The following is a 22,004-nucleotide window of genomic DNA, read 5'->3' as shown; positions in this document are numbered from 1 at the left end:
CACACAGAAGCACCAGGAATGAACATTTTTAATGTACCAAGACGTGACCGCCGGCCTACGCGCTGACGTCAACGGCGCTGGTAAATCAGTTCCTGCAAGCGCGAGCAATCAGCCGCCAAGGTGCCTTCGTTCACGTTCGTCACGCTGAGCATGAGTCCCTGTTGCGCAGGTGCGGCCACGTACCACGGAGACAGGGGAACCGGGGCCAAGGCGTAAGAGCGTGCTCTCACGGCGATATCGATGTCAGATACAGACTGTGGTAACGCGATCACGACGGCCGTGCCGGCAGTGGCTTCCAATCTGAGCGTTTCCGTCGATTGTGTCTTCAGTGCGCGGACCAAGGCCTCTTGCCGTGTGGCATATAGACGCTTCATGCGCCGCAGATGGCGGAGGTAATGTCCTTCGTGCATGAATTCGGTCACGGCGTGCTGCACTGGTGCAGCAGGAGCAGGGGCCAGAGACGCCGCGACATCGCCGAAATGGCCCGCCAAGTCCGGCGGGACAACGAGGAACCCGAGACGCAGCGCGGGGCTGATGGTCTTGCTGAAGGTCCCGATATGCAGCACTCGCCCATCGTTATCGAGCGATGCAAGAGCCGGCGCGGCCCGCCCTTTTAGCTGCAATTCCCCGAGATAATCGTCCTCGACCACCCACCCACCGTAATGTTTGGCCCATTCGAGTAAAGCCAGCCGTCGTGATAACGACATCGTCATCCCAAGTGGCGCTTGCTGGCCGGGCGTAACGACCGCAAGGACGGCTTTGGGCGAGATCCGGATTCCTGCGTCGACATCAAGACCGTCCGAGTCCACCGGGACCGGGGCTACGTTCATCCCCGCAAGCCCTAGAGCCGTTCGCGTGAGAGGAAAGCCGGGATCTTCCATCCAGGCTCCTTTGCCTTCCAGGCGCAGTGCACGAATCGCCAAATTGAGCGCGCCAGAGAAACCAGCTGTAACGAAAACCTGAGAGGGACTACATCGAAGGCCCCGCGAGACACCAACATAAGCGGCGATCTCCTGTCGCAGATCAGGTTCGCCGCGCGGATCGGGGTACCCGACAGGAGCGGATGCTGCCCGACGCGCTGCGCGTGCCTGCACACGGGACCAGAGCTTAAAAGGGAAGGAGTCTTGCGACGGCACGCCCATTTGAAACACCAGGGGCGTAGCGCTGAAATCGAAGAACAGTTCCGGCAGCGGCGAGGCCTCGGGCGTCCATCGAGAAGTGTCCCGCGACGGCCGCTCCGCTACCCGAGTGCCCGCCGCGCCGCGCCCGATCGCGTACTGCTCGTCAATCAGCCGTTCATAGGCGGCACGCACAGTACCACGAGCGACGCCCAGTTGGGCGGCTAAGTCCAACCAGGATGGCAAGCGTGCGCCTGCGGCAAGCTGACCCGTTTCGATTGCATTGCGAATCGAGGCATAAATCTGCGTGGACAGCGAGACGCGTCCAGAGCGGTCGAGGCTGACAGAGAGAGTTGCCATGACAACATGGTACATCGAAACTGCCCGATCTTGGGCCTTTCCCATAGCCCATGCGAAGCGTAACTTGCTCGAGACGGTCCTCATAACGATACGACGCCGAAATGGTCGTTGAGAAGAAAGCCCTAGCCGCGTGCCGCATAAAACGCACGATTTTCACAGTTCTAGAAACGCAATGACGCAAGACAACGCAAAATCGACGAACGAACTGCACGACCTCATCATCCCAGACAGTCGATTGGCTCGTGAGGTGGCCGAATTTGTTCGGGATACCGAAAGCGACCTTCTGTTCAACCACTCGACGCGCGTCTTCCTGTGGGGCGCTCTACTGGGGAAAATGAAAAATGTCTCATTCGACCCTGAGCTTCTCTACATAGCGTCGATGTTCCATGACATCGGTTTGACGCCCGCTTACCGTGACAGCGAATTGCGCTTTGAGGTGGACGGAGCAAATGCCGCTCGCGAGTTTCTGCGTAGCCGCCAGGTCGCCGAGGCCGACGTGGCCACGGTATGGACCGCTATCGCGCTCCATACGACGCCAGGCATCCCCGAGCACATGGACGGTGAAATCGCACTGGTGCAAGCCGGGGCTGGCATGGACGTCGCAGGACGGGGCTTCGACGACTTTACCCAACAACAACGCGCCGCCGTGGTCGCGGGCTATCCACGCGGCGCAGATTTCGCCCATCAGATGATCGACGCCTTCTACGAAGGCATGAAGCGTCGGCCTGCCACTACGTTCGGTACGTTCAATGACGACTTCATTGCACACAAGGATCCGAGCTTCGAGCGCGTGAATCTGTGCAGCATCATTCTGAATTCACGCTGGGAATGACCTAACTCATCGAACCCTGCCGGCAATCCGTTGGGCAGAGAAATGTGCGGGCTCGCAGATAGCCCTCGGCCATCAATCGTTCGAACACGTCCAGCGTCGTGGTCCGGGAAACGCCGAGTTGCGACGCCAGCGTACGTGTGGAAGGCAGGCGCTCGCCTGGCGCGAGCCGTCCGTTGACGATGCCGGCGCGGACCTGGCGATAGGTCTGACCGGCCAGGTGCCGGGGTAGCAAAGCTTGATGTCGACACGCATCTTGTCGGAGTGGGTGACGCATGTGGTCCGGGATTCTAGGGCCGGCGGCCGCCCGGCATGGCCGAATCCGCACGCAGACCCCACTGCCAGCATGGAGGGTCGCCGCGCGGTTGGTGTTTTAATAATTTTAGTTCAATTGATATAAAACGCGCCGGGCTTGGTCGCGCCGGTACTCAAGTGGGGATATGCCATGACAACTAAGACTTTTCTGATCACCGGTGCTAGCAAGGGCATCGGCCGTGCGTTGTCGCATCGACTGGCCGCGGCCGGGCACATGGTGATCGGTATCGCGCGTCATGCTGACGCCGAATTCCCGGGCATGCTGGTGCCCATCGACCTGACGGACTCGGCTGCCACCGAACAGGCACTCACCCGCCTAAAGGCCCAGCACCAGATCGACGGCGTGGTGAACAACGTGGGCTTCATCGAGCTGGCGCCGCTCGGCAGCATCGACCTGGATGCCATGGATGCCATGTTCCGCGCCAACCTGCGGCCCGCGGTTCAGCTGGTGCAGTCGTTGTTGCCCGGCATGCGCGAGCGCCGCTGGGGGCGGATCGTGAACCTGTCGAGCCTAGTCGTGTTGGGCGTTGCCAACCGCTCGGTCTATGCGGCAGCCAAGAGCGCGATGATCAGTTTCACCCGCACCTGGGCGCTGGAACTTGCCACTACCGGGATTACGGTGAACGCGGTGGCGCCGGGGCCGGTGGAAACCGAGATGTTCCGTGCCAACACGCCGCAGGGCAGCGAGGCAGAGAAGCGATTCCTGTCGATGGTGCCGATGGGGCGCCTCGGCAAACCGGACGAACTGGCCGCCTCCATCGAATTTCTGCTGTCCGAGCCTGCCAGCTTTATTACCGGGCAGACTTTGTTCGTGGACGGGGGCGCGTCGATCGGGAAAGCAGCGCGCTAGCGCGGTGACGTCGCCCGCCATGGTCGGGGCGTCGGCTCGGTCTGACGCGCTGGGCGCGTCCCGATCGCGGCCTGGCGCGGCGGCTGGGGAAACGGGAGGCGTCATGCGCGGGCACCGATCCGTGGAATCGCCACCGGTGGAGGCAGCCGTTGTATCGTGCCCGCGTTCGGAGCGATGGCTTGACGGTAGATTGCTCTAACGATGTGGGATTTGATAGCCGTCATTCGAAGCAGTGTCGATAGCGTTTGAGATCGGGGCAATCAGACGTTCTAGGCGATTGCGATTCATTTCTTACACGGTTGGTTTTTCCACACCGTCTATCGCCGTAGGCGGCCATGACCGCCATGGAGAAGTGGGGACGTGCGGGTCTTTCGATTCGTCCAGTTGGGACAACGCCGAGCGATCTGATAACTCATGTCGCCAAGACTATCGCTTGCCGCCCGCAAGCAGACGTCCACATGGTCGCTTAGCACGGTGTTGCAGCGCGGACTCCACAGTGCCCAACGACCGCCTTCAGACTACTTGAGCGCTTCTTCTGAGGTCTGCGCAGTCTTCACAATCATTTCCCTTAGCCATGCATGCCCAACATCGTCATTGTCACGGTCGTGCCAGACCGCTCGCATAGTCTCGGTACGGGATGGATAAGGCGGTGCGCGACGAACCAGAGCGCCACGGTCTGCGAGGGCCAAGGCAAGCGACGCCGGCACGATCGACAACATGTCCGTCTCACGAAGCATGGCCGGAATAGCAAGCGCGTGTGGGACCGTAACTCTCAGTCGCGGTTCCTCTCCAAAAGCGAGGAGCGCCTCCTCCAATGCGCGCCGGTCGAACATCTCTGACTGGCGAGCGAGTCCGCGCTCGACGATGAATCCACCGACCGCCCCTTCCTCCTGCCCACCAACGGACAGTGTGACAAGCGGGTACTTCGTAAGATCATCGAGCCTGAGCTTCCTACGCGAGGCCGGATGGCCATTGCACATCAAGATCGACTCACCCTGGGACATCAAGGCACACGAGTTCAGGCGAGGTGGAATCTGGGAGAAGATACCTATGGCAATATCTATACGTCCTAGGTCGATCTGCTCCGCGAGATCCAGTCGTGTCGAGGGCCGAATGACGAGGTCCACCCCGGGAGCCATCTTCTGCAACTCGCGAGACAACGGGGCGACTATCACCTCAGTGACGTAATCGTTCGCCGCAATGACAAACTTGCGCCTGGAGTGACTTAGAGAAAACGGCTCGGTGCCCAAGGCGCTCTCGATACGGCGAATCGAATCCAGCAACGTTGGTGCCATTGACATGGCACGGGCGGTCGGGACCATACCCTTGCCCATCCGTATAAAAAGCTCGTCACCAACCAGTTCTCGCAGTCTGCGTAGCGCATGACTGACCGCTGATTGCGTAAGGTGCAGACGCTTTCCCGCCAGGACTAGATTCCTTTCCTCATAGACGGCCTCAAACACCTTCAGAAGGTTCAGGTCTGTGCGTCCGATGCTCATGATGGGACCCCATTCATTGAATGCCGCTCATTATGCAACTGCACAGACATCAATTCCATTCCATTTACGGGTAGCGCATTATGGCTCCATGCATTAGACAGGAGGCACACCATGACGACAGAGAATCTCAACAGCGACCGCGAAGCACTGATCGAGCGCTGCATCCCGTTCCTTGAAGAAGTGAAGGACCTCACCACCGGCCCCGAGGTGGAAAGCTGGCTCAACCAAAAATACGGACCTGACAGCGAGCTCTACCAGACGTTATCCTCCCTCGTTCGCAAGGGTGTGGAGGACGGCTGGGCCGCGAGTATCGACATCGAAGGCTCTGCTTACCGCCGTAGCCGCATCGCCGACCCCTCCGAGCGCACGCTGCATTTCAGCATCACGGCGGTGTATATGGACAGCACTGGCAATGCTCAGGGCCATGTGGATGGCCGCCTGCGGGGACAGTACCACGGCCATCCATATGGGGAGTTCAACATGGTCGTACCTCTGAACCCTGGCGCGGCACTCAACGGTCCAAATGGCTGGTGTGCGGGCGGCTGGACCGCCCCCGCTCCTGGCAGCCATCATTACCCGGAAGCTAAAGGCGGCGCTGTGATCGCGTTGTTCTTCCTCCCTTCCGGGCGGATCTCCTATCACGAGGCCCCGCAGGAGTGAATCATGGTCCAAACGGCGGACAAATTGTCCCAAGATGCGATCGCACAATGTGTCGCCTCCGTTGTCTCCTCACGGCGGGCAGTCCGAGCGTTCAAACCAGATCCCGTGCGCCGGGAGACGGTCGAGCAGATCCTGCAGGAAGCGGCTACCGCCCCAAGCGGGGCCAACATTCAGCCATGGCGCGTATATGTGGTTACTGGTGCCGTCAAGGACGAACTTGCCCGGCTTCTGGTGGCCGCCCACAGGGCCGGGAAGGCTCCCGCTCCCGCGCACTTTCCTGAACCGTTGCCCGACCTTTTTCGGAAAAGATTGATTGATTTCGGCGCGCGCTATTACGGGTCGCTTGGTATTGACCGCAACGACACCGAGGCCCGCTCGCGCCAGACCGAAAAGAATTTCTCGTTCTTCGGCGCACCGGTGGGGCTGATTATCAGTATCGACCGCAGACTGAAGCCGCACAGTTGGATAGATATCGGGCTTTTCGCGCAGAACCTCATGATTGCCGCGAAGGCACGTGGCATGGACACGTGCCCCCAGGTAGCATTCGCACCGTTCCACGCCCAGATAGCATCGCATTTGAACATGCCTGCGGAGGAAGTCACCGCGTTCGGTATGTCGTTGGGTTTCGGCGACCCTGAAGCCGCGGTCAATCAGACGAGGATGCCGCGGGAACGCGTGCAGGACTTCGCTCGTCTATTAGGGTTCCCAGACCGCAATCCCATCGCCGATGATGCGCAGGCATCCGAGCGGTCCGCCTCTCTGCCAGACATCGATGGCAACACGCCAAAACAGGACGTGCGCATTGCCGCTACCATCGAGGTGGCAGATAGCAAAAATTGACCCACCGTTCAGGTCCGGGACGCGACGCCCTTCCGCGTGAAGACGAAAACGGCACGGCTGTGGACCTACGTACGTGATACCGGCCATCGGCCGATTCCGCGCCACTCGCGACGCTAAAGACCTGGCTGGAGGACACGGGGGTGACCTCTCGCGCAAGTCCGATACCGCGGCGTCCCCGCGATATGCCGACGATGGACGACTAGAGTTCGGCAACAACAGCACCGAGCGCGCGTTGGGCCGATAAAACTCTTATGTGAGCTGCTGCTGATCCTGTGGACACCGACCTAAGCTCCTTGAGACTTTTCAAACTCAATCGGGCTGACGTAACCGAGCGTCGAATGGCGGCTCGTATAACACGCACATCGCGACTCTGGTGGAGGGTCATTCCGTGAAGGTGAAGGCAAGGATGGCGACAGCTTGGTTTCCGCGCTGAATCGATTGCATGGGATCGAGGCATAGAACTCGGACAACACAAGCGATCTACGATCGCGACGGACATGCACGCTTACTTCTGCGATCCACAAAACCCATGGCAGCGAGGCGCGAACGAGAATTCTACGGACTGCTCCGGCGACTACTTCCCCAAAGGCAGCAGCCTATTCGCCATCGCGCACCACTGAGAACATCAGGCTTCCTCACATACGTCAGCGCACGTCTGCGACGCATGCTCGTCGCCAAAAATCGGTACGCTTATCCTCACACTTTGCGTCATGCAATTCGTTGCGCGCAATCCCCGCAAACGGCTTGAATGCGGAGCCCGTCGAGCGGCGGCATTTCGAGCGGTGGCAGTTCAACGCATAGGCGAACTCGTCCTTGCCTGAGTAACGGACGGCACCACACAGGCAGTACCGCCGGTGTCCTGATGGACTGCTCTCAATTAATCAATTCTTGGCTCTGTACTGGCAGGCAGAACGCATTATAGTGCATATCTATGGATATCGCGGCATCATCTTGCATGCGATGGTCCTCTGATAGTCGCTCTTAGAAGTGGCGTCAGACAAGACATCATGGAGACAAACATGCCGCAATTCCTCCCGCGCCTCGGGCCCCTCTCGACGTAGGCGCACTCCCTCCAGGCAATTCATCCACTGGCAATTTGCATGTCGCCAGGCGTCGTCACGCCTGGTGACGGCACTCGCCTGCGCGCGGTGTGCGTGGGCGCTTTTACTTCAACAACTATGAGACACGGAAAGATGAGGAAATTGCGTTCGAGGATGGCCACGGCGGGAGCGCTGGCCGTACTGGTGCCGTCGGCGGCATGGGCCCAGTCATCGGTGACGCTGTACGGTGTGATCGATACAGGTGTCGAGTTTGTGAATAACGTCGGGCCGCAGAACAACTCGATGATGCGGATGCTTACGCTATCGGGCACCGTGCCGTCGCGCTGGGGTCTGCGTGGCACGGAAGACCTCGGCGGTGGATTAAAGAGTGCGTTTGTACTGGAGTCCGGCTTTGGGCCCGATACCGGTACGTCGAACCAGGGCGGTCGCCTGTTCGGGCGGCAGGCATGGGTCGGTCTGCAGTCGAATTCGTGGGGACAGGTCGCCTTCGGTCGGCAATACACGATGCTGTTCTGGGCGACGCTGGACACGGACATTCTTGGTCCCAACGTTTACGGTTCGATGGACAGCTACTTTGCCAACGCCCGCGCCGACAACGCGATTTCGTACAAGGGCAAATTTGGCGGGCTGACCCTCGGTGCAACCTACAGCTTCGGGCGCGACGCGACGGCCACCACCTTGCCTAGCCCGTCAGCGACCAATTGCCCCGGCGAGAACCCCGCAGACAAGAACGCCTGCCGCGAATGGTCGGCGATGCTGATGTATGAGACCAACTGGTTGGGGGCGAGCGTGGCCTATGACTCGCTGCGCGGTGGGCCGGGCGCCTTTGCCGGCCTGACGAGCAGCGGCCTGAAGGATGACCGTGCCGTCCTGAGTGGATACATGCTGCTGGATCGAACAAAGATTGGCGCCGGTGTGCTGGCGCGGCGCAATGGCGCACTGGCCGCGCCGCGCAGCAACATGTACTTCGCGGGCGTGTCGTACGACCTGACGCCGGTCGTCAACGTGGCTGCCGAAGCCTACTACCTGGACTATCGCCACAGTGACAACAAGGCGTGGCTCGGCGCGGTGCGTGGTACCTATGCGTTCTCGAAGCGAACGTCGGTTTATGTGAGCGGCGGTTATATCGACAATAGCGGGCAGCTCAACATCTCCGTCAGCGCCGGCGCGCCCGGCGCCAATCCGGTGGCCGGCGGCAACCAGTTTGGCGTGACGGCCGGTATCAAGCACATCTTCTAAGGGGGCCACGCAGCCGCTGCCACAAGCGCATACGCATGCCGCGCGGCAGCGTGGCAAGCAACCCCAGCAGCGCGGCTGCGAGTAGCGCCGGGCCGAGATACCAGCGCTCGCGCTCGCGGGCCTGCTCGGTCAGCGCCTGGCGCACGAAATCTTCACCGCGAGCCATTTCGCTGAATGCCTGCTGGAAGGTACCGATCTGACGCACCGCCTCATCGGAAAGCGGTTCACCTTCCCAACGCGCCTGCTGTTCCGAGTCGGTCAGGCAGGTGACCTGCGATTGACGAAAGCGTGCTTCGGCTTCCGCGCTCGCATAGACATGACGCTCCTCGCTCGTCAGGAAGGTTGTGGGGCTGATGCCGGTCACCCATTCGAGCACGTGGAGTAGCGGCTGGTCGGCGCGCGGCATGGCCATCAGCCAGATCATGGCCGCAGCCACGGTGGTCAGCACGGTTGCGGAAGCCACCCGCATCAGGACATAGACGCGTGTCATGCGTGCCGCGGCCGGCACCGAGACGAAGGCGTACACCACCATCGCGACGCATAGCACCAACGCAAACGACAGCACCATGGCAGCGCCGGCTGGCAGATCCAGGGAAAACGAGGCGGCCAGGCCGATCGCGCTGGCGATTGCACCGCTAAGCCAGCCAATCCACAGCGCGCCGGCAATGCGGCGTGTGAACAGCGAGCCGATGATTGCCGGAATGATCAGGAAGCAGAACACGAGCAGCACGCCGGCGATGGCGACCGAGCTCGTTACGACCACGCCGAACGACAAGTAGAACAGAAAGTCCCAGACCAGCGGGTTGCCGCTCCGGCCCTCCGATGCCGCCAGCAACGGACGCCGCACGATCCAATGGAAGATGCCGATGGCGCCGTAGACCAGCGCGAGCCTTGGCAGGTCGTCCCAGTTCACGGTAAGGATGCTGCCGACCAGGATCTGCTTGACGTGCTCCGCGCCCTGCGGTGAACGGTCGACCACAAGAATGGTTGCCGCAGTGGCGACCACATACAGGATGCCGATATACGCCTCGGTATGAATGGATTTCGGCAACATGCGGCCTGCTGTCAGCAGCGCCGCGCCGATGGCCGAAAAGAGTAGGGCGTAGGTGAGACCGGCGGGACTCGTCGGAACATGCCCCGCCGCGAATGCCACGGTGGCCCCTAGTGCCGACATCTGCGCAAGCGCGAGATCGACGAAGATGACACCGCGCCTCAGCACATGCAGGCCAAAGTTCGCGTGAATCGCGACAAACAGGACACTGACCGCAAACGGTGGTCCAAGCAGCGTAAGAATATCGGTAGGTGTAATGGTCATCGCCGGTCACCGTCGGTTCGATGCCAGCGCGCGTGCAAGCGTCGCGACGTTGTTATCCATCAGCCGCAGATAGTCCGCCGCCTGCGCCGCACTGCCTGCCGACGACGCCAGCATGGCTAGGGGCGCGCCGGTACGCGTCGACAGCAATTGGGAAAACTGCCTCGGTTCATAGGTGTTCTGCAGGATCACCCGCACGTTATCCTGGCGCGCTTTCGCGATCAGCGCGGACAGGTGTGCGGCGCTTGGTGGGACCCCTTCCTTGACTTCGACAAAGCCAACCACCTTCAGACGAAAGCGGCGGGCAAAATATGGCCAGCTGTTGTGATAGGCGAGCACGGCGGCGCCGCGATAGGGCCCCAGCCGGCTGGTCCAGACAGCCAGCCGCTCGCGCAACGCCGCCACAAAACGCGTGCGGTTCGCTTCGATGGTGGCGCGCTCGCCCGGGGCGAGCCGCATCATGCCCTGCGCGATGCTCGCAGTCATGGTTTCGGCGTTGACCGGGTCGAGCCAGTAATGCGGATTGGCCATGCCATGGCCGTGTCCATCCTGGTCAAGCGGGTCGCGGCCGCCCACTTCGAGCAAGGGCACACCGGTCGACGTATCGACCCAGCGCGCGCCGCCTGGTTCGAGGCCGGGCCGCTGCAAGCGCTGCGCAAGACGTTCGAGCCAGTGGTCGTAGCCGAGACCAACACGAACGATTAGGTCGGCATCGGACAGCGTTGCAAGGTCGCTCGCGCGTGGCTCGAATGCCTCGGGGTCGGTCATCGGCGGCACGATGGTCCTGACCTGGACCAAATCGCCGCCGACCGCCTGGACCAGGCTCGCCACATCGCTCGTCGTTGCCACCACCACCATGCGCGCTGCCGCGCAGGCCACATGACATAGTGAGAGCATGACGCCGAAGCCCGTTGCGAGCGCAATCCTGCGCCACAGGATGGAAAACCTGGACATGCCTACGCTGCCTTCCAGTAGTCCTTGCGCATCAGGCAGCGTACTTCCCGCTCGCCCTGACTGGGCGGGCCGAGCCGGCAATCCATGGTCATGCTCGCGAGTGAGTAGGCATCGAGCCGCGACAGTTTCTTCTCCGCGGTTAACCGCTCGACCATGGCCATCGAGGCGGTGTCCATCGCCTTGTTGAGGTCGGTGTCCGAGGCACGGGTGACGAAGTACCGCGCATCGTCACGGTCCGGCACAGCAGCGGCTGGCACCGTCTTGTCCTTGGGAATCATGCAGTAGGTACCCTTGAGGACGTTGATGACTTCAGAGATGCGACAGTCCCACGTCGCCGTCATGCGGCGCCGCGCGGCCTCAACGGAGATCTTGTCCTGTTCGGCAATCAGCTTAACGGTCTGTGTCTGCAGCAGGTCGAACGCTACGTTGAGGTCACGGTCATAGCCGATTGCCATCCAGTGCGTCGGAGATTCGATGCGCGGCCAGTCCAGCTTTGCCCCTCCCTTGATGACCGAGACCCTGAGATGGAGTTCCTTGAACGATGTCTCGAGCGCGGTCAGGTTGATTTCGCCATTGCCTTGCGCGGCATGCGAGTCGCCGGACCAGAGCAAGGCCCCGTCGACAAAGACCGGCAGATAGAGCGTCGTGCCCGACACCATCTCGTTGATGTCGAGGTTGCCGCCGAACGGGCCCGGCGGCACTGTGCCGTAAGGACCGGGTTCGGCGCGCGCCACGCTGACAATGCCAGGGAAGGGCCGCACGGGGACGAAGATGCCCGGCGCAAATTCGAAGCGCTGCCTGGCCAGATCGAGATAGAAGTACTTGACCTGCCCCTGCGGGAATTGCTTGGGAAACGCCCCTGCAAAACCCGGATAGTTGAAGTTCAACGCATAGGCGGTCGGCACGATTCGTCCGATCTCGATCTTGAGCGTGTCCCCGGGCTTGGCGCCCTCGACATAGACCGGCCCCGTGATCGAGTGCGGCCCACGTCCGGGCGATTCCGCCTGTTCCTGCTTGGCGCGCGTGGTTAGCTGGTCGATCGACAGATCCGGAACCACCTGCTTGTGACCGTGAATTAAAGTCTCCATCACGACCGTATCGCCGGAGCGAATGCGGAGCACTGGCGGCGTGGCATTGTTGTACCAGCCGAACTGGGTCGTCTCTGGCGTGCCCTCCAGGCGGATCGTGCGGGGGCCGGAGGCGTCGGCGCCAGCCTGTGCGTGAAGCGAAGGAAGCCCGAGGCTTGCGATGGAAAGCAGTAGCGCTGCGGCAGTCCTCGGCCGCAGCGGGAAGGTCCCGTGGTACATGTGTTGTCTCCTCTCGTTTTTTGTATGGGTGATCGAACGCCTAGTGATCGAATGTAGTCAGCGTGGCATCCTCGTTGGAGATAAACACCACGAGCATGCTCGCGGGTTCGGTCTTGCTGGCGTTGCGGCTCACCACGTGATGCTGGCCGCGACGCTCGAAGCGGGCCTCTCCCGGGTTATAGACCTTGGGCGGCTCGCCTTCTTCCCCGGAGAGGATCTGGCCGGTAAGGACGAACGCGAACACGTCCGCGTCGTGGTAATGCGGCTTGGATGCGCCGCCCGGTGCGTAATGCACGACTTGCGCGGTCAGGATCTTGCCGGGGACGACCGAGAGTTTCTCTGCGATTACGGCCTCGATGGCGCGGCCGTCATGATGGGCGGGTTTGGTTTGCGACCACGCTGGTGCCGCAAACATGACGGCCGCGGCCAGACCGGAGGAGAGAAGGTTGAAGCGAAGAGAAGATGACAGAGGGGAAGATGGCATGGCAGCTCGCTTTCTGGTCGGTGCATGGGTTCAGGGAGGCGAGTCTGTGAGGCTCGCCTGTCGGCGAGGGTAGCCCACACCCATGCTCCGCACATCGACCAAGAACTTGCGCAGTGACTAGACCACGAACCTAGCCGGCCAGCGCGTGCAGCAGTTGTTCCACCGCTTCCTTCGCGTCTTCGGCGGCGATATTGGAAAACCCGAGGAGCAGCCCTGGACCCATCGTCGCGCGGATGGTCATCGACGACAGCGCGTTGACGGCCATGCCCTGTGCGCGCGCTTGCTTGGCAAGCGCGACGTCGTCCGCATCTGGCGGCAGGCGCAGGAGTATGTGCAGGCCGCCTGTGCTTTCCACCTGGCACGACGCCATTCCTATGCTGACTAATCCCCCGCGCAATGCGTCGACCAGCGCGCACCTGCGCTCCGCATACAGGCTGCGCATGCGCGTGAGGTGACGGCCGAGGTGCCCCTGCGTGATGAAGTCCGCCACTACCATCTGGTCGAGCAGGGACTGCTGAGGCAATAGCGCCGAGATCCGGTTGAACTCCGGCACCAGCGTGGTGGGTGCAACCAGGTAGCCCAGGCGCAAGCCCGGAAACAGGACGTTGCTGAACGAGCCGACGTGAAGGACGCGGCCCGCCGTGTCGCATTGGGCGAGCGTGGGGGGCGGTCGGTCCTGACGATTGAACTCGCTGTCGTAGTCGTCCTCCACCACCCACGCGCCCGATTCGGCGGCCCATGACAACAACTGCGAGCGGCGGCAGGACGAGAGCGTGGCACCGAGCGGGAACTGCGCCGCCGGTGTCAGCATCGCCAGCCGGGCCGCTGGCGCCCGCGCGATGCCTGTTGCGACGTGCATGCCTTCGTCGTCCACGGGTACGGGTACCAGACGCGCGCCGGCAAGATCGAGCGCATGACGTGCGGGTGGAAAGCCGGGGTCTTCGATCCACACCTCGTCATCGCGCTCCAGCAGCGTACGAGCGATCAGGGTCATGGCGCCGAGGAATCCGGCGGTGATAAAGATCTGGTCTTCGCTGCACGGAATCCCGCGGCCGATGGCGAGGTGATTGGCAATCGCCTGGCGCAGCGGGTCATAGCCGCCGGCCCCCTGGTAGACCATGCGCGAAAGCGACAGCGAGCGTGCCTGGCGCGAAGCGAGCCGCGCCCATACTTTGCGTGGAAAGGCATCGAGCGCCGGCAGTCCCATCTGGAACAGACGCGGCGCCTGGGCCGCTTCCGAAGCCAGGCCGGGCATCAATGGCTGCGGTGGACGCGGCAAGGGTAGCGACGGTGCGGCCTGCCGCGGCGAAAGCTCGCCCGGATGCCGATGCACACGTGTGCCCGCGGCGTTCTGGCGGCTGACGTAGCCCTCGCCAGCCAGCGTGTTATATGCCAACTCGACGGTCGCGCGCGAGATCGATAGCTGCGAGGCCAGGCTGCGCGACGAGGGAAGACGCGCGCCGGGTGGCAGCGAACCCGTCCATATGGCCTGCTTGATGCGATCGAGGATCTGCTGATGCAGCGGAGTGCTCTGACTCTCGTCGATCTGAAGATCGGCAAGCGTAGACTCTGGCATGGTCGTACTCATGGCACATCGTCCATCCAGCGCGATTCGTTCAATCCGCCGTTGGCGGCCTCCAGGATTTCACCCGCACGCAGCAGGCGCATTTCGCGGAATGCGGGAGCCACAAGCTGTACGCCGACCGGTAGTCCGCCGGCCATGCCGGTGGGCACATGCAGGCCGGGCAAACCGCACAACGCCACCGCCATCAACGGACTCTGCACGGCCATCAGCTCGCGCATCTGCTCGACCGTACCCTGGTCGGCGCCCCACTGCAGCGGCAGCCGGCATGAGGTCGGCATCAGTACCAGCGGATAGCGCTGGAACAATGCTTGCCATTGGCGCTGCATCTCGTCACGCGCGGCGATTGCCACGATATAGCCGGCGAGATCCACTTCGCCCGCACAGGCCAGCATGTTGTGGACTGGCGTGGTGAGCGACGGATCGCCCAGCGCATCGACGGCAGCTACCATGCCGAGCCGGCAATCGGTCATGACGATGGCGCGCCAGATCTCGACGCCGCGCTGGAAATCGGGCGCCGTGGCCCGCTCGATGCGATAACCCGCCGCCTCCAGCGTCTGCGCCGCGTCCCGCAGCGCCTGCCGGATGGTGGGATCGACGCCGATACCCGGCACCTCGTCGATCCACGCCACGGATACCGGCGTATCGTCGTCTTCATAATCCCGGCGCGCGTCGACCCATAGCGGATCCGATGCACCGCTGGCAGCCATGGTCTGCAAGGCCAGCCGCGCGTCGGCGATGCGACGTGCCAGCACGCCTTGTGCCGACATCGACTGCAACCCGAAGAATCGCTTGGGCGCCGTGCCCTGGAATGCGGGGATGCGTCCCGTGGTGGCCCGCAGGCCCACCACACCATTGACATATGCCGGGTATCGGATCGATCCGGCGATATCGGTGCCATGCGCAATCGGGCCCATGCCGGTTGCCACCGCCACACCGGCGCCGCCACTGGAGCCGCCCGGCGTGATGTCAGCGGACCACGGATTCAGCGTACGTCCATGCAACGGGTTCTCGGTGAACCAGCGGAACGAATGGGGCGGCGCGTTGGTGCGGCCGATCACGATCGCGCCGGCGCGCCGCAGATTGGCCACCACTTCGCCATCGGTCTGCGCGATGCGGTCGCTCCATAGCGGCGTACCGTTGCTGGTGGCTTCGCCGGCCACATCGACGTTGAGCTTGATCGACACCGGTACGCCCGCCAGCGGGCCGCAAGGCTGGCCGGCCTGGCGCGCGGCATCGAGCGCCTGCGCATCGCTGCGCGCGCGCTCGCGATCTATGTGCACTATCGCATTGACCTGCGGGTTCACGGCATCGATGCGGTCGTAGATGCTGTCGACCACTTCGGTGCAACGGATCTCGCCGCGCTGGACCGCAGCGCTGATGTCCGTCGCGCTCCACTGCCACAGCGGTGATCGAGCCGGTGACATCAATGTGCCTCGGTGGACTGCAGCTCCGTCGTGTGCACGGCGGGCAGCGCTGCGCGGCGACGGTCGATCATCGATACCGCACACATGGCCACGACGGCGGGAATCGCCATCAGCATGAAGTTCTGGTGCAGCGGCAGCGAGAGCCCGACCACGGTGCCGATGATCACGGGTGCCGCGATCGCGCCGACGCGCCCGACCCCGGAGGCTACCCCGATGCCGGTTGCGCGAATCTCCATCGGGTAGAACTGGCCCGCATAGGCGTAGACGACGATCTGCGTACCGATCGTCGAAGCGCCGGCCGCACACAGCAGCAGGTAAAGTACGGGTGTCGGCGACTTGAAGCCAAGCAGGGAGATGGACATCGCCGCCAGCGCGAACATGCCGATCAGCACATTGCGGATCTTGAAGCGGTCTGCCAGCATGCCACCACCGATCGCGCCGATCATGCCGCCGATATTGAGCACCAGCACGAAGGTCAGCGCGGAGCCAAGGCTGTAGCCGGCGCCGGCCATCAGCTTGGCGAGCCACGAACTCAACGCGTAGACCATGAACAGGCACATGAAGAACGTGATCCAGAACATGCAGGTGCTTTGTGCGCGACCGTCGGCCAGCAGGGTGCCCATCGAGCCGGACGCGGACTTGCCACCCGGCGTGCTCGATGCCACGACGAAGCTGTCGTTTACTCGCGGCACCATGCCGGGACTGAGTCGTGCCGCGATGCTGGCAAGCTGTGCCTGGCGGTTGCGCTTGGCCAGATATGCCATCGACTCAGGCAGCAATGCGAGCAGGAACGGAATGACCGCAATGGGCGCCGCGGCGGCATAGAACACCGCCTGCCAGCCATAGCTGGCAATCAACCCCTTGCCGAGCACCGCGGCGATCATGCCGCCGACCGAGTAGCCGCTGAACATCAGCGTGACGAGCGTGGTCTTGAGCCGACGCGGCGAGTACTCCTGCATGTGCGCCACAACGGCGGGCATCACACCGCCAATGCCAAGCCCCGCGACAAAGCGGGCAGCGCTGAAGGTCACCGGGTCATTGGCCATGCCAGCCAGCGCGGTAAAGATGCTGAACAGCGCCACACACAGCGCGATCGTGCGTCGCCTGCCGATACGGTCGGCCATCGTGCCCAGCAACACCGCGCCGCACATTGCGCCAAACAATGCCGAACTGACCATGACGCCGGCCTGCGTGGCTGGAACCTTGAGCTCTTGCATGATCGACGGCAATGCAATGCCGGCTACCGCCAGGTCGTATCCGTCGAAGATGATGACCAGCGCGCACCAGAACAACACGCCTGCATGGAACTTGCTGAAGCGTGCGTCATCCGCAAGCTTGTGAATGTCTATTTGACGCATGACTTGTCTCCTCCGTTCTTATGTTGGTCAGCAGGCTGGTGCGCCTGCTATGCCGCTGCGGCTTCGAGTTCGCGCAGCCTGAACCGCTGGATCTTCCCCGTCGCCGTCTTGGGCAGTGCTGGCAGGAAGACAATGGAACGCGGGTACTTGTAAGCAGCGAGGCGTTCCTTCACAAAGCTCTTAAGCTCCGCCTCGCTGGCCTGTGCATCGGGTTTGAGGACCACGTACGCCTTGGTCTTGGTCAGTCCATCGGCATCGTTGACGCCGACCACCGCCGCTTCGAATACGCCGGGATGCTGCATCAGCGTGGCTTCCACCTCGAATGGGGAGACATAGATGCCGCTGACCTTGAGCATGTCGTCGCTGCGGCCGGCATATGTATAGGTGCCGTCGGCATTGCGGGTGTACTTGTCGCCGCTCTTGGTCCAGTCGCCACGGAAGGTCTCGCGCGATTTCTCACGATTACCCCAGTACATGAGCGCGGCGCTCGGGCCCTTGATATAGAGGTCGCCGACTTCGCCATCGGCCACGGGCTTGCCGTCCTCGTCGCGAAGTTCCACCGTATAGCCCGGCACCGGCCAGCCGGTGGTGCCGTAGCGCACGTCGCCGGGGCGGTTCGACAGGAAGATATGCAGCATTTCGGTGGAGCCGATACCGTCGACGATCTCGCAGCCGAAATGGCGAGTAAAGCGTTCGCCGATATCCGCGGGCAGTGCTTCGCCTGCCGACGAGCACAGGCGCAGCGCAACCTGCTCGCGCGCAGGCAGCGCCGCCGATGCCAGCATGCCGGCATAACCGGTGGGCGCACCGAAGAACACGGTGACGCGCTGGTCTGTAATGCGCCGGAAGGTGGCGTCCGGTGTCGGTCGTTCTGCCATCAACACCACCGTGGCACCGACGCTGAGCGGAAAGCTCAGGCCGTTGCCGAGCCCGTAGGCGAAATACAGCTTGGCGGCCGAGAAGCAGACATCGGACTCGCATAGGCCCAGCACCGGCTTGCCGTAGAGTTCGGCGGTCCAGTATGGGTTGGCCTGGCTGTGCAGCACGCCCTTGGGACGTCCGGTGGAGCCGGACGAATAGAGCCAGAAGCCGGGGTCGTCAGGGCAGGTCGGTGCAGCGCACGAGAGCGGCGTCTGGTCCTCGATCAGCCCGTCGAGCGTCATCAGCATGGTGGTGCTGTTCTGGGCGAGGCACATCGATTCGGCGCCCGAGACGATCACGGTGGTGACCTCATGCTCGGTCATCGACATCGCTTCGCGCAGTATCGGCAGCAATGCGGCGGAAACACATACGGCCTGCGCGCGCGAATGGCACAGCATGTAGGCGTAGTCTTCGGCGGTCAGCAGCGTATTGACGGCCACCGGGACGATGCCGGCATAGATGGCACCGAGGAACGACACCGGCCAGTCGTTGCAGTCGAGCATCAGCAGCAGGATGCGTTCCTCGCGCCGGATGCCGCAGCCTTTCAGGCCGGCGGCCAGTCGGCGTACGCGCTCGGACAGCTGTTGATACGTTAGCGTGCCGTGGTCGTCGACAAAGGCAACTTTGTGAGGGCGTGCGGCATTGCAGTCGAGCAGATGCGCGGCGAAGTTGAACTGCTGTCCCGGGGGCTGGACGCAATCTTTCGGATTCATATAGTGTCTCCTCTGATTTGGCTGGTCTGTGCAACAGCCTCAGATGTGGTCGCCCATGGCAGCGCTGGCCTGGATCGCGCTACGGCGGTGATAGAGATTCAGGGCGCGCAGTCCGCCCAGCTCTTCACCACCGCCGGCGCGGCCCGGTCCGCCATGAAGCGATTGCGGCATGACGTTGCCATGTCCGGTGTGCACGCTGCCCACATCGGGCGACACGGTGTGCACGCGGCCGTGCGAGTCCGCCAGTGCGATCGCCGTGTTGGCCAGCGCCGCCATATCGCTGCCATACAGCGAGGCCACCAACGATCCTTCGCCGGCTCGGATCATCGACAGGCCATGCTCAAGATCGCGGTAGGGGACGAGCGTGGCCACCGGGCCGAAGACTTCCATTTCGTGGATACGGGGCGCCTGATCCGGCGTGCGGGTGCCCAGTAGCGTGGGTCCGATGCAGCAGGCCACGTTGGGATCGGCATCGACCAGTTCGTGCCCGGCGCCGTCATGCAGCACATCGGTTTGCTCGCGCAGCAACGCGAGGCCGCTCTGCACCGCATCGAGCTGTGCACGGCTCACGAGTGCACCCATGCGGACGCTGTCATGGCGCGGATTGCCGACCACGATCTTTGCGAGCTTGGCGGAGATGGCGGCCGCGGCGGCGTCATACGCTTCGGCCGGTACGAACACGCGGCGAACGGCCGTGCATTTCTGCCCGGACTTGACCGTCATTTCCCGTGCCACTTCGCGCACCAGCAGGTCGAAAGCTTCGCTGCCTTGCGCTTCGCCAGGCAGCAGCAGTGCAGAATTCACGCTATCGGCTTCGATATTGGCGCGCACAGAACGGCGGGTCACCGCGTGGTGCGAGCGGACCAGTGCGCCGGTGTCGGCAGAGCCAGTGAACGACACCACGTCGAACGGGGCAAGCTGATCGAGCAGGCCGGCCGAGCTGCCGCAGACGATGGACAGGGCGCCCTTCGGCAAAATGCCCGCGTCAACAACGTCCAACACCATCCGTTGCGTCAGCCAGGCGGTCGAGGTAGCCGGCTTGACGATCACGGGTACGCCCGATAGCAGTGCGGGGGCGGCTTTCTCCCACAAGCCCCATGCCGGGAAGTTGAACGCATTGATAAACAGTGCCACGCCGCGCGTCGGCACCAGCACGTGTTGCGACTGGAAGATGGATTCCTTGCTGAGCCACTGCGGCTCGCCATCGAGCAGGTACATGCGCTCGCCAAGACCATCGCCGAGCTTGGTATAGGTGCCAACGGTATAGATCGCGCCGTCGATATCCACGGCCGAGTCGTTACGCGTGGTGCCGCTGTTTGCGGTGGCAATGTCGTAGTACGCCTCGCGATTGGCCCGCAGGACCTTGCCGATGGCGCCAAGCATGGCCGCGCGCTCGCGATAGGTGATGGCGCGCAACGCGGTGCCGCCCACTTCCCGCGCATAGGCAAAGGCCGCGGCTAGGTCGAGGTCGCCCGCATCGACGCGCACGAGCGCTTCGCCCGTAACGGGATCCTTGAGCAGCGTGCCGGCACCGGTGCCGGCCTGCCATTGCCCAGAGACGAAATTCTTCAGTAACTCGGTCATCTTGATGCTCATGCGGTGAATTGAATGCTGCCCTTGGGCAAGAGATAAAGCACCAGTGCGCGACCGTCGGAAACGGTGGGCCGGTGTGCACTGCCCGGTGGGCAGACCAGCCAACCGGCGGGGCGGCCATCGAAGCGCGCGGCTTCGTCGATGGGCATGATCAGGTCGATCTCGCCCTCGGGATGCACGTGGTGTGGCCCGGCGATGTCCTGCATGTCCACCACATCGACGGAAAAGCCGTACAGGTCTTCGGCGGGTTTGAAGATGCGTCCGTAGCGGATGCCGCCGGCCTCGCGGTTGCAGAGCCAGCCTTCGGCAACGCCTTGCTGGCACAGGCGGCGCAGCGATGCGTAAGTCTCGCTCTCGGCACCATGCTCGCAGTTGAGCCAGCGGTCCAGTTCGGCGTCGAGCGTCTTGCCCGCGAGTTGCGAGGTCAGGTTGGCAAGCTCTTGGCGGAAGTCTTCGACAGACATGGGGAAATTCCTTGGGGGGGGGCGACGGAGGTTGCTAACCGTCGTCTCATGCATTATTGTGCCGATATGAAACATAGAGCCGGTCAATAATCATGTCAAGCACTATATTGCATGAAAGCGGGTTAACGCTGACCCAGTTCGAGCCGTCCAGCCCGATGGTGCGCATCCAGAAGAAGGGCCCGGAGAAGAATCCGTTCCTGATGGCCATCGGTGAACGGACACGTCTGCTGCGCGCGCGCTCCGGCATGACGCGTCGTGCGGTCGCGGAGGCGGCGGATATCTCGGAGCGGCACCTCGCCAATCTCGAACATGGCATCGGTAACGTATCCATCCTCGTCATGCAACAGGTGGCGGCGGCATTGGAATGTTCGTTGGCTGAATTGATCGGAGATGTCTCGGTTTCGAGTCCCGAATGGCTCCTGATTCGAGAGCTGCTGGCAGACCGCGACGAGGCGACGCTACGCCGCGCTCGCCTCGCGATTGGTGACCTGCTCGGTACCGGTGGCAAGAAGAAGGGCTACTCGTCACGGATCGCGCTGGTGGGTCTGCGAGGTGCCGGCAAATCCACGCTAGGCGCCATGTTGGCGACTTCGCTCGGTTTTCCGTTCATCGAGCTCAGCAGCGAGATCGAGAAGTTCGCCGGCTGCAGCATCTCCGAGATCCAGGGGCTGTACGGGATGAGTGCATACCGTCGTTACGAGCGTCGTGCACTGGAAGAGGCCATCCAGATTCATGCGGAAGCGGTGATCGCCACGCCCGGTGGTCTGGTGTCCGATGCCGCCACCTTCAACATGCTCCTCACGCACTGCACCACCGTGTGGCTGCGTGCCGAGCCGGAAGACCATATGAACCGCGTGCGCGCCCAGGGCGACCTGCGGCCGATGGCGGCGAGCGAGGAAGCCATGAAGGATCTCAAGCGCATCCTGCTAGGCCGAGCGGGCTTCTATTCCAAGGCCGACTTCAGCATGGATACCAGCGCCTCGCCGCTGCATGAGACGGCAGCGAACCTGATTGATCTTCTGCGCGCGAAACTGCAATTTAATGCATGAGAAGCAACTGCAGAAACATGCATGATAGTTCTTGACGTGTCCGTCAATGCGGAACTATAGTGCGTTCAT

Annotated in this window: 18 protein-coding genes and 2 pseudogenes; 7 read left to right on the top strand and 13 right to left on the bottom strand. The window is 62.7% G+C overall.

The genetic code is table 11. From position 1 onward, the window contains the following. Positions 1–68: 68 nt before the first annotated feature. Positions 69–1,478, bottom strand: coding sequence for a PLP-dependent aminotransferase family protein (locus DFLDMN_RS31645; RefSeq protein WP_423200653.1), 1,410 nt, complete (start codon positions 1,476–1,478; stop codon positions 69–71). A gap of 172 nt (positions 1,479–1,650) precedes the next feature. Between DFLDMN_RS31645 and DFLDMN_RS31640 the strand changes: the two genes are divergently transcribed. After that, positions 1,651–2,310 (top strand): HD domain-containing protein, encoded by a 660-nt coding sequence (locus DFLDMN_RS31640; protein ID WP_423200652.1) that lies wholly within the window; start codon positions 1,651–1,653, stop codon positions 2,308–2,310. A 46-nt stretch (positions 2,311–2,356) separates the two neighbouring features. Here DFLDMN_RS31640 and DFLDMN_RS31635 read toward each other — a convergent pair. Further along, positions 2,357–2,584: pseudogene (locus DFLDMN_RS31635) on the bottom strand (GntR family transcriptional regulator); the annotation flags it as partial. A gap of 168 nt (positions 2,585–2,752) precedes the next feature. Between DFLDMN_RS31635 and DFLDMN_RS31630 the strand changes: the two are divergent. Beyond that, positions 2,753–3,472, top strand: a complete 720-nt coding sequence (locus tag DFLDMN_RS31630) for an SDR family oxidoreductase (protein ID WP_423200651.1) — start codon at positions 2,753–2,755, stop codon at positions 3,470–3,472. A 518-nt stretch (positions 3,473–3,990) separates the two neighbouring features. Here the strand turns inward: DFLDMN_RS31630 and DFLDMN_RS31625 are convergent. Beyond that, positions 3,991–4,971 carry a LysR substrate-binding domain-containing protein gene (locus DFLDMN_RS31625; RefSeq protein WP_423200650.1) on the bottom strand — a complete coding sequence of 327 codons (981 nt, stop codon included), beginning with the start codon at positions 4,969–4,971 and terminating at the stop codon, positions 3,991–3,993. Positions 4,972–5,082: 111 nt separating this feature from the next. Here DFLDMN_RS31625 and DFLDMN_RS31620 point away from each other — a divergent pair, with 111 nt between their 5' ends. From DFLDMN_RS31620 to DFLDMN_RS31605, 4 genes and pseudogenes are all read left to right on the top strand, one after another. Further along, entirely contained in the window at positions 5,083–5,631 is a 549-nt protein-coding gene (locus tag DFLDMN_RS31620) for a DUF4863 family protein (protein WP_423200649.1), read from the top strand. 3 nt (positions 5,632–5,634) lie between these two features. Continuing rightward, the gene (locus tag DFLDMN_RS31615; protein WP_423200648.1) at positions 5,635–6,471 is read left to right on the top strand and encodes a nitroreductase; all 837 of its coding nucleotides are present in this window, start codon (positions 5,635–5,637) and stop codon (positions 6,469–6,471) included. 343 nt (positions 6,472–6,814) lie between these two features. After that, positions 6,815–7,070: pseudogene (locus DFLDMN_RS31610) on the top strand (IS30 family transposase); the annotation flags it as partial. 594 nt (positions 7,071–7,664) lie between these two features. Beyond that, entirely contained in the window at positions 7,665–8,771 is a 1,107-nt protein-coding gene (locus tag DFLDMN_RS31605; protein WP_423200647.1) for a porin, read from the top strand. Here the strand turns inward: DFLDMN_RS31605 and DFLDMN_RS31600 are convergent. From DFLDMN_RS31600 to DFLDMN_RS31555, 10 genes are all read right to left on the bottom strand, one after another. Next, the gene (locus DFLDMN_RS31600) at positions 8,755–10,086 is read right to left on the bottom strand and encodes a metal ABC transporter permease (protein WP_423200646.1); all 1,332 of its coding nucleotides are present in this window, start codon (positions 10,084–10,086) and stop codon (positions 8,755–8,757) included. The two genes, DFLDMN_RS31605 and DFLDMN_RS31600, sit on opposite strands and share 17 nt — an antisense overlap. A gap of 6 nt (positions 10,087–10,092) precedes the next feature. Then, positions 10,093–11,037, bottom strand: coding sequence for a metal ABC transporter substrate-binding protein (locus DFLDMN_RS31595; protein WP_423200645.1), 945 nt, complete (start codon positions 11,035–11,037; stop codon positions 10,093–10,095). Between the two features lie 2 nt (positions 11,038–11,039). Then, the gene (locus DFLDMN_RS31590) at positions 11,040–12,344 is read right to left on the bottom strand and encodes an acetamidase/formamidase family protein (protein ID WP_423200644.1); all 1,305 of its coding nucleotides are present in this window, start codon (positions 12,342–12,344) and stop codon (positions 11,040–11,042) included. A 40-nt stretch (positions 12,345–12,384) separates the two neighbouring features. Further along, positions 12,385–12,828, bottom strand: a complete 444-nt coding sequence (locus DFLDMN_RS31585; protein ID WP_423200643.1) for a cupin domain-containing protein — start codon at positions 12,826–12,828, stop codon at positions 12,385–12,387. A 130-nt stretch (positions 12,829–12,958) separates the two neighbouring features. Then, complete coding sequence (locus DFLDMN_RS31580; protein ID WP_423200642.1) at positions 12,959–14,404, bottom strand: PLP-dependent aminotransferase family protein; 1,446 nt, start codon at positions 14,402–14,404, stop codon at positions 12,959–12,961. An 8-nt stretch (positions 14,405–14,412) separates the two neighbouring features. Next, entirely contained in the window at positions 14,413–15,837 is a 1,425-nt protein-coding gene (locus DFLDMN_RS31575; RefSeq protein ID WP_423200641.1) for an amidase family protein, read from the bottom strand. Further along, positions 15,837–17,195 carry an MFS transporter gene (locus DFLDMN_RS31570; RefSeq protein ID WP_423200640.1) on the bottom strand — a complete coding sequence of 453 codons (1,359 nt, stop codon included), beginning with the start codon at positions 17,193–17,195 and terminating at the stop codon, positions 15,837–15,839. The genes DFLDMN_RS31575 and DFLDMN_RS31570 overlap by 1 nt, the downstream gene beginning before the upstream one ends. A 47-nt stretch (positions 17,196–17,242) precedes the next feature. Next, entirely contained in the window at positions 17,243–18,829 is a 1,587-nt protein-coding gene (locus DFLDMN_RS31565) for a benzoate-CoA ligase family protein (protein ID WP_423200639.1), read from the bottom strand. 39 nt (positions 18,830–18,868) lie between these two features. Continuing rightward, a complete protein-coding gene (locus DFLDMN_RS31560) occupies positions 18,869–20,413 on the bottom strand; it encodes a 3,4-dehydroadipyl-CoA semialdehyde dehydrogenase (protein WP_423200638.1) in 1,545 nt (514 codons plus the stop codon). Between the two features lie 8 nt (positions 20,414–20,421). After that, positions 20,422–20,886 (bottom strand): DUF4863 family protein, encoded by a 465-nt coding sequence (locus tag DFLDMN_RS31555; protein ID WP_423200637.1) that lies wholly within the window; start codon positions 20,884–20,886, stop codon positions 20,422–20,424. Between the two features lie 92 nt (positions 20,887–20,978). Here DFLDMN_RS31555 and DFLDMN_RS31550 point away from each other — a divergent pair, with 92 nt between their 5' ends. Next, complete coding sequence (locus DFLDMN_RS31550; protein WP_423200636.1) at positions 20,979–21,935, top strand: helix-turn-helix transcriptional regulator; 957 nt, start codon at positions 20,979–20,981, stop codon at positions 21,933–21,935. The last annotated feature ends 69 nt before the right edge of the window (positions 21,936–22,004 follow it).

Origin of the sequence: Cupriavidus sp. H19C3, from assembly GCF_049393815.1 — a bacterium.
Classification (GTDB): Bacteria; Pseudomonadota; Gammaproteobacteria; order Burkholderiales; family Burkholderiaceae; genus Cupriavidus.
The sequence above is the reverse complement of the archived record's forward strand: the minus strand, read 5'-3'. Positions and strand labels throughout refer to the sequence as shown.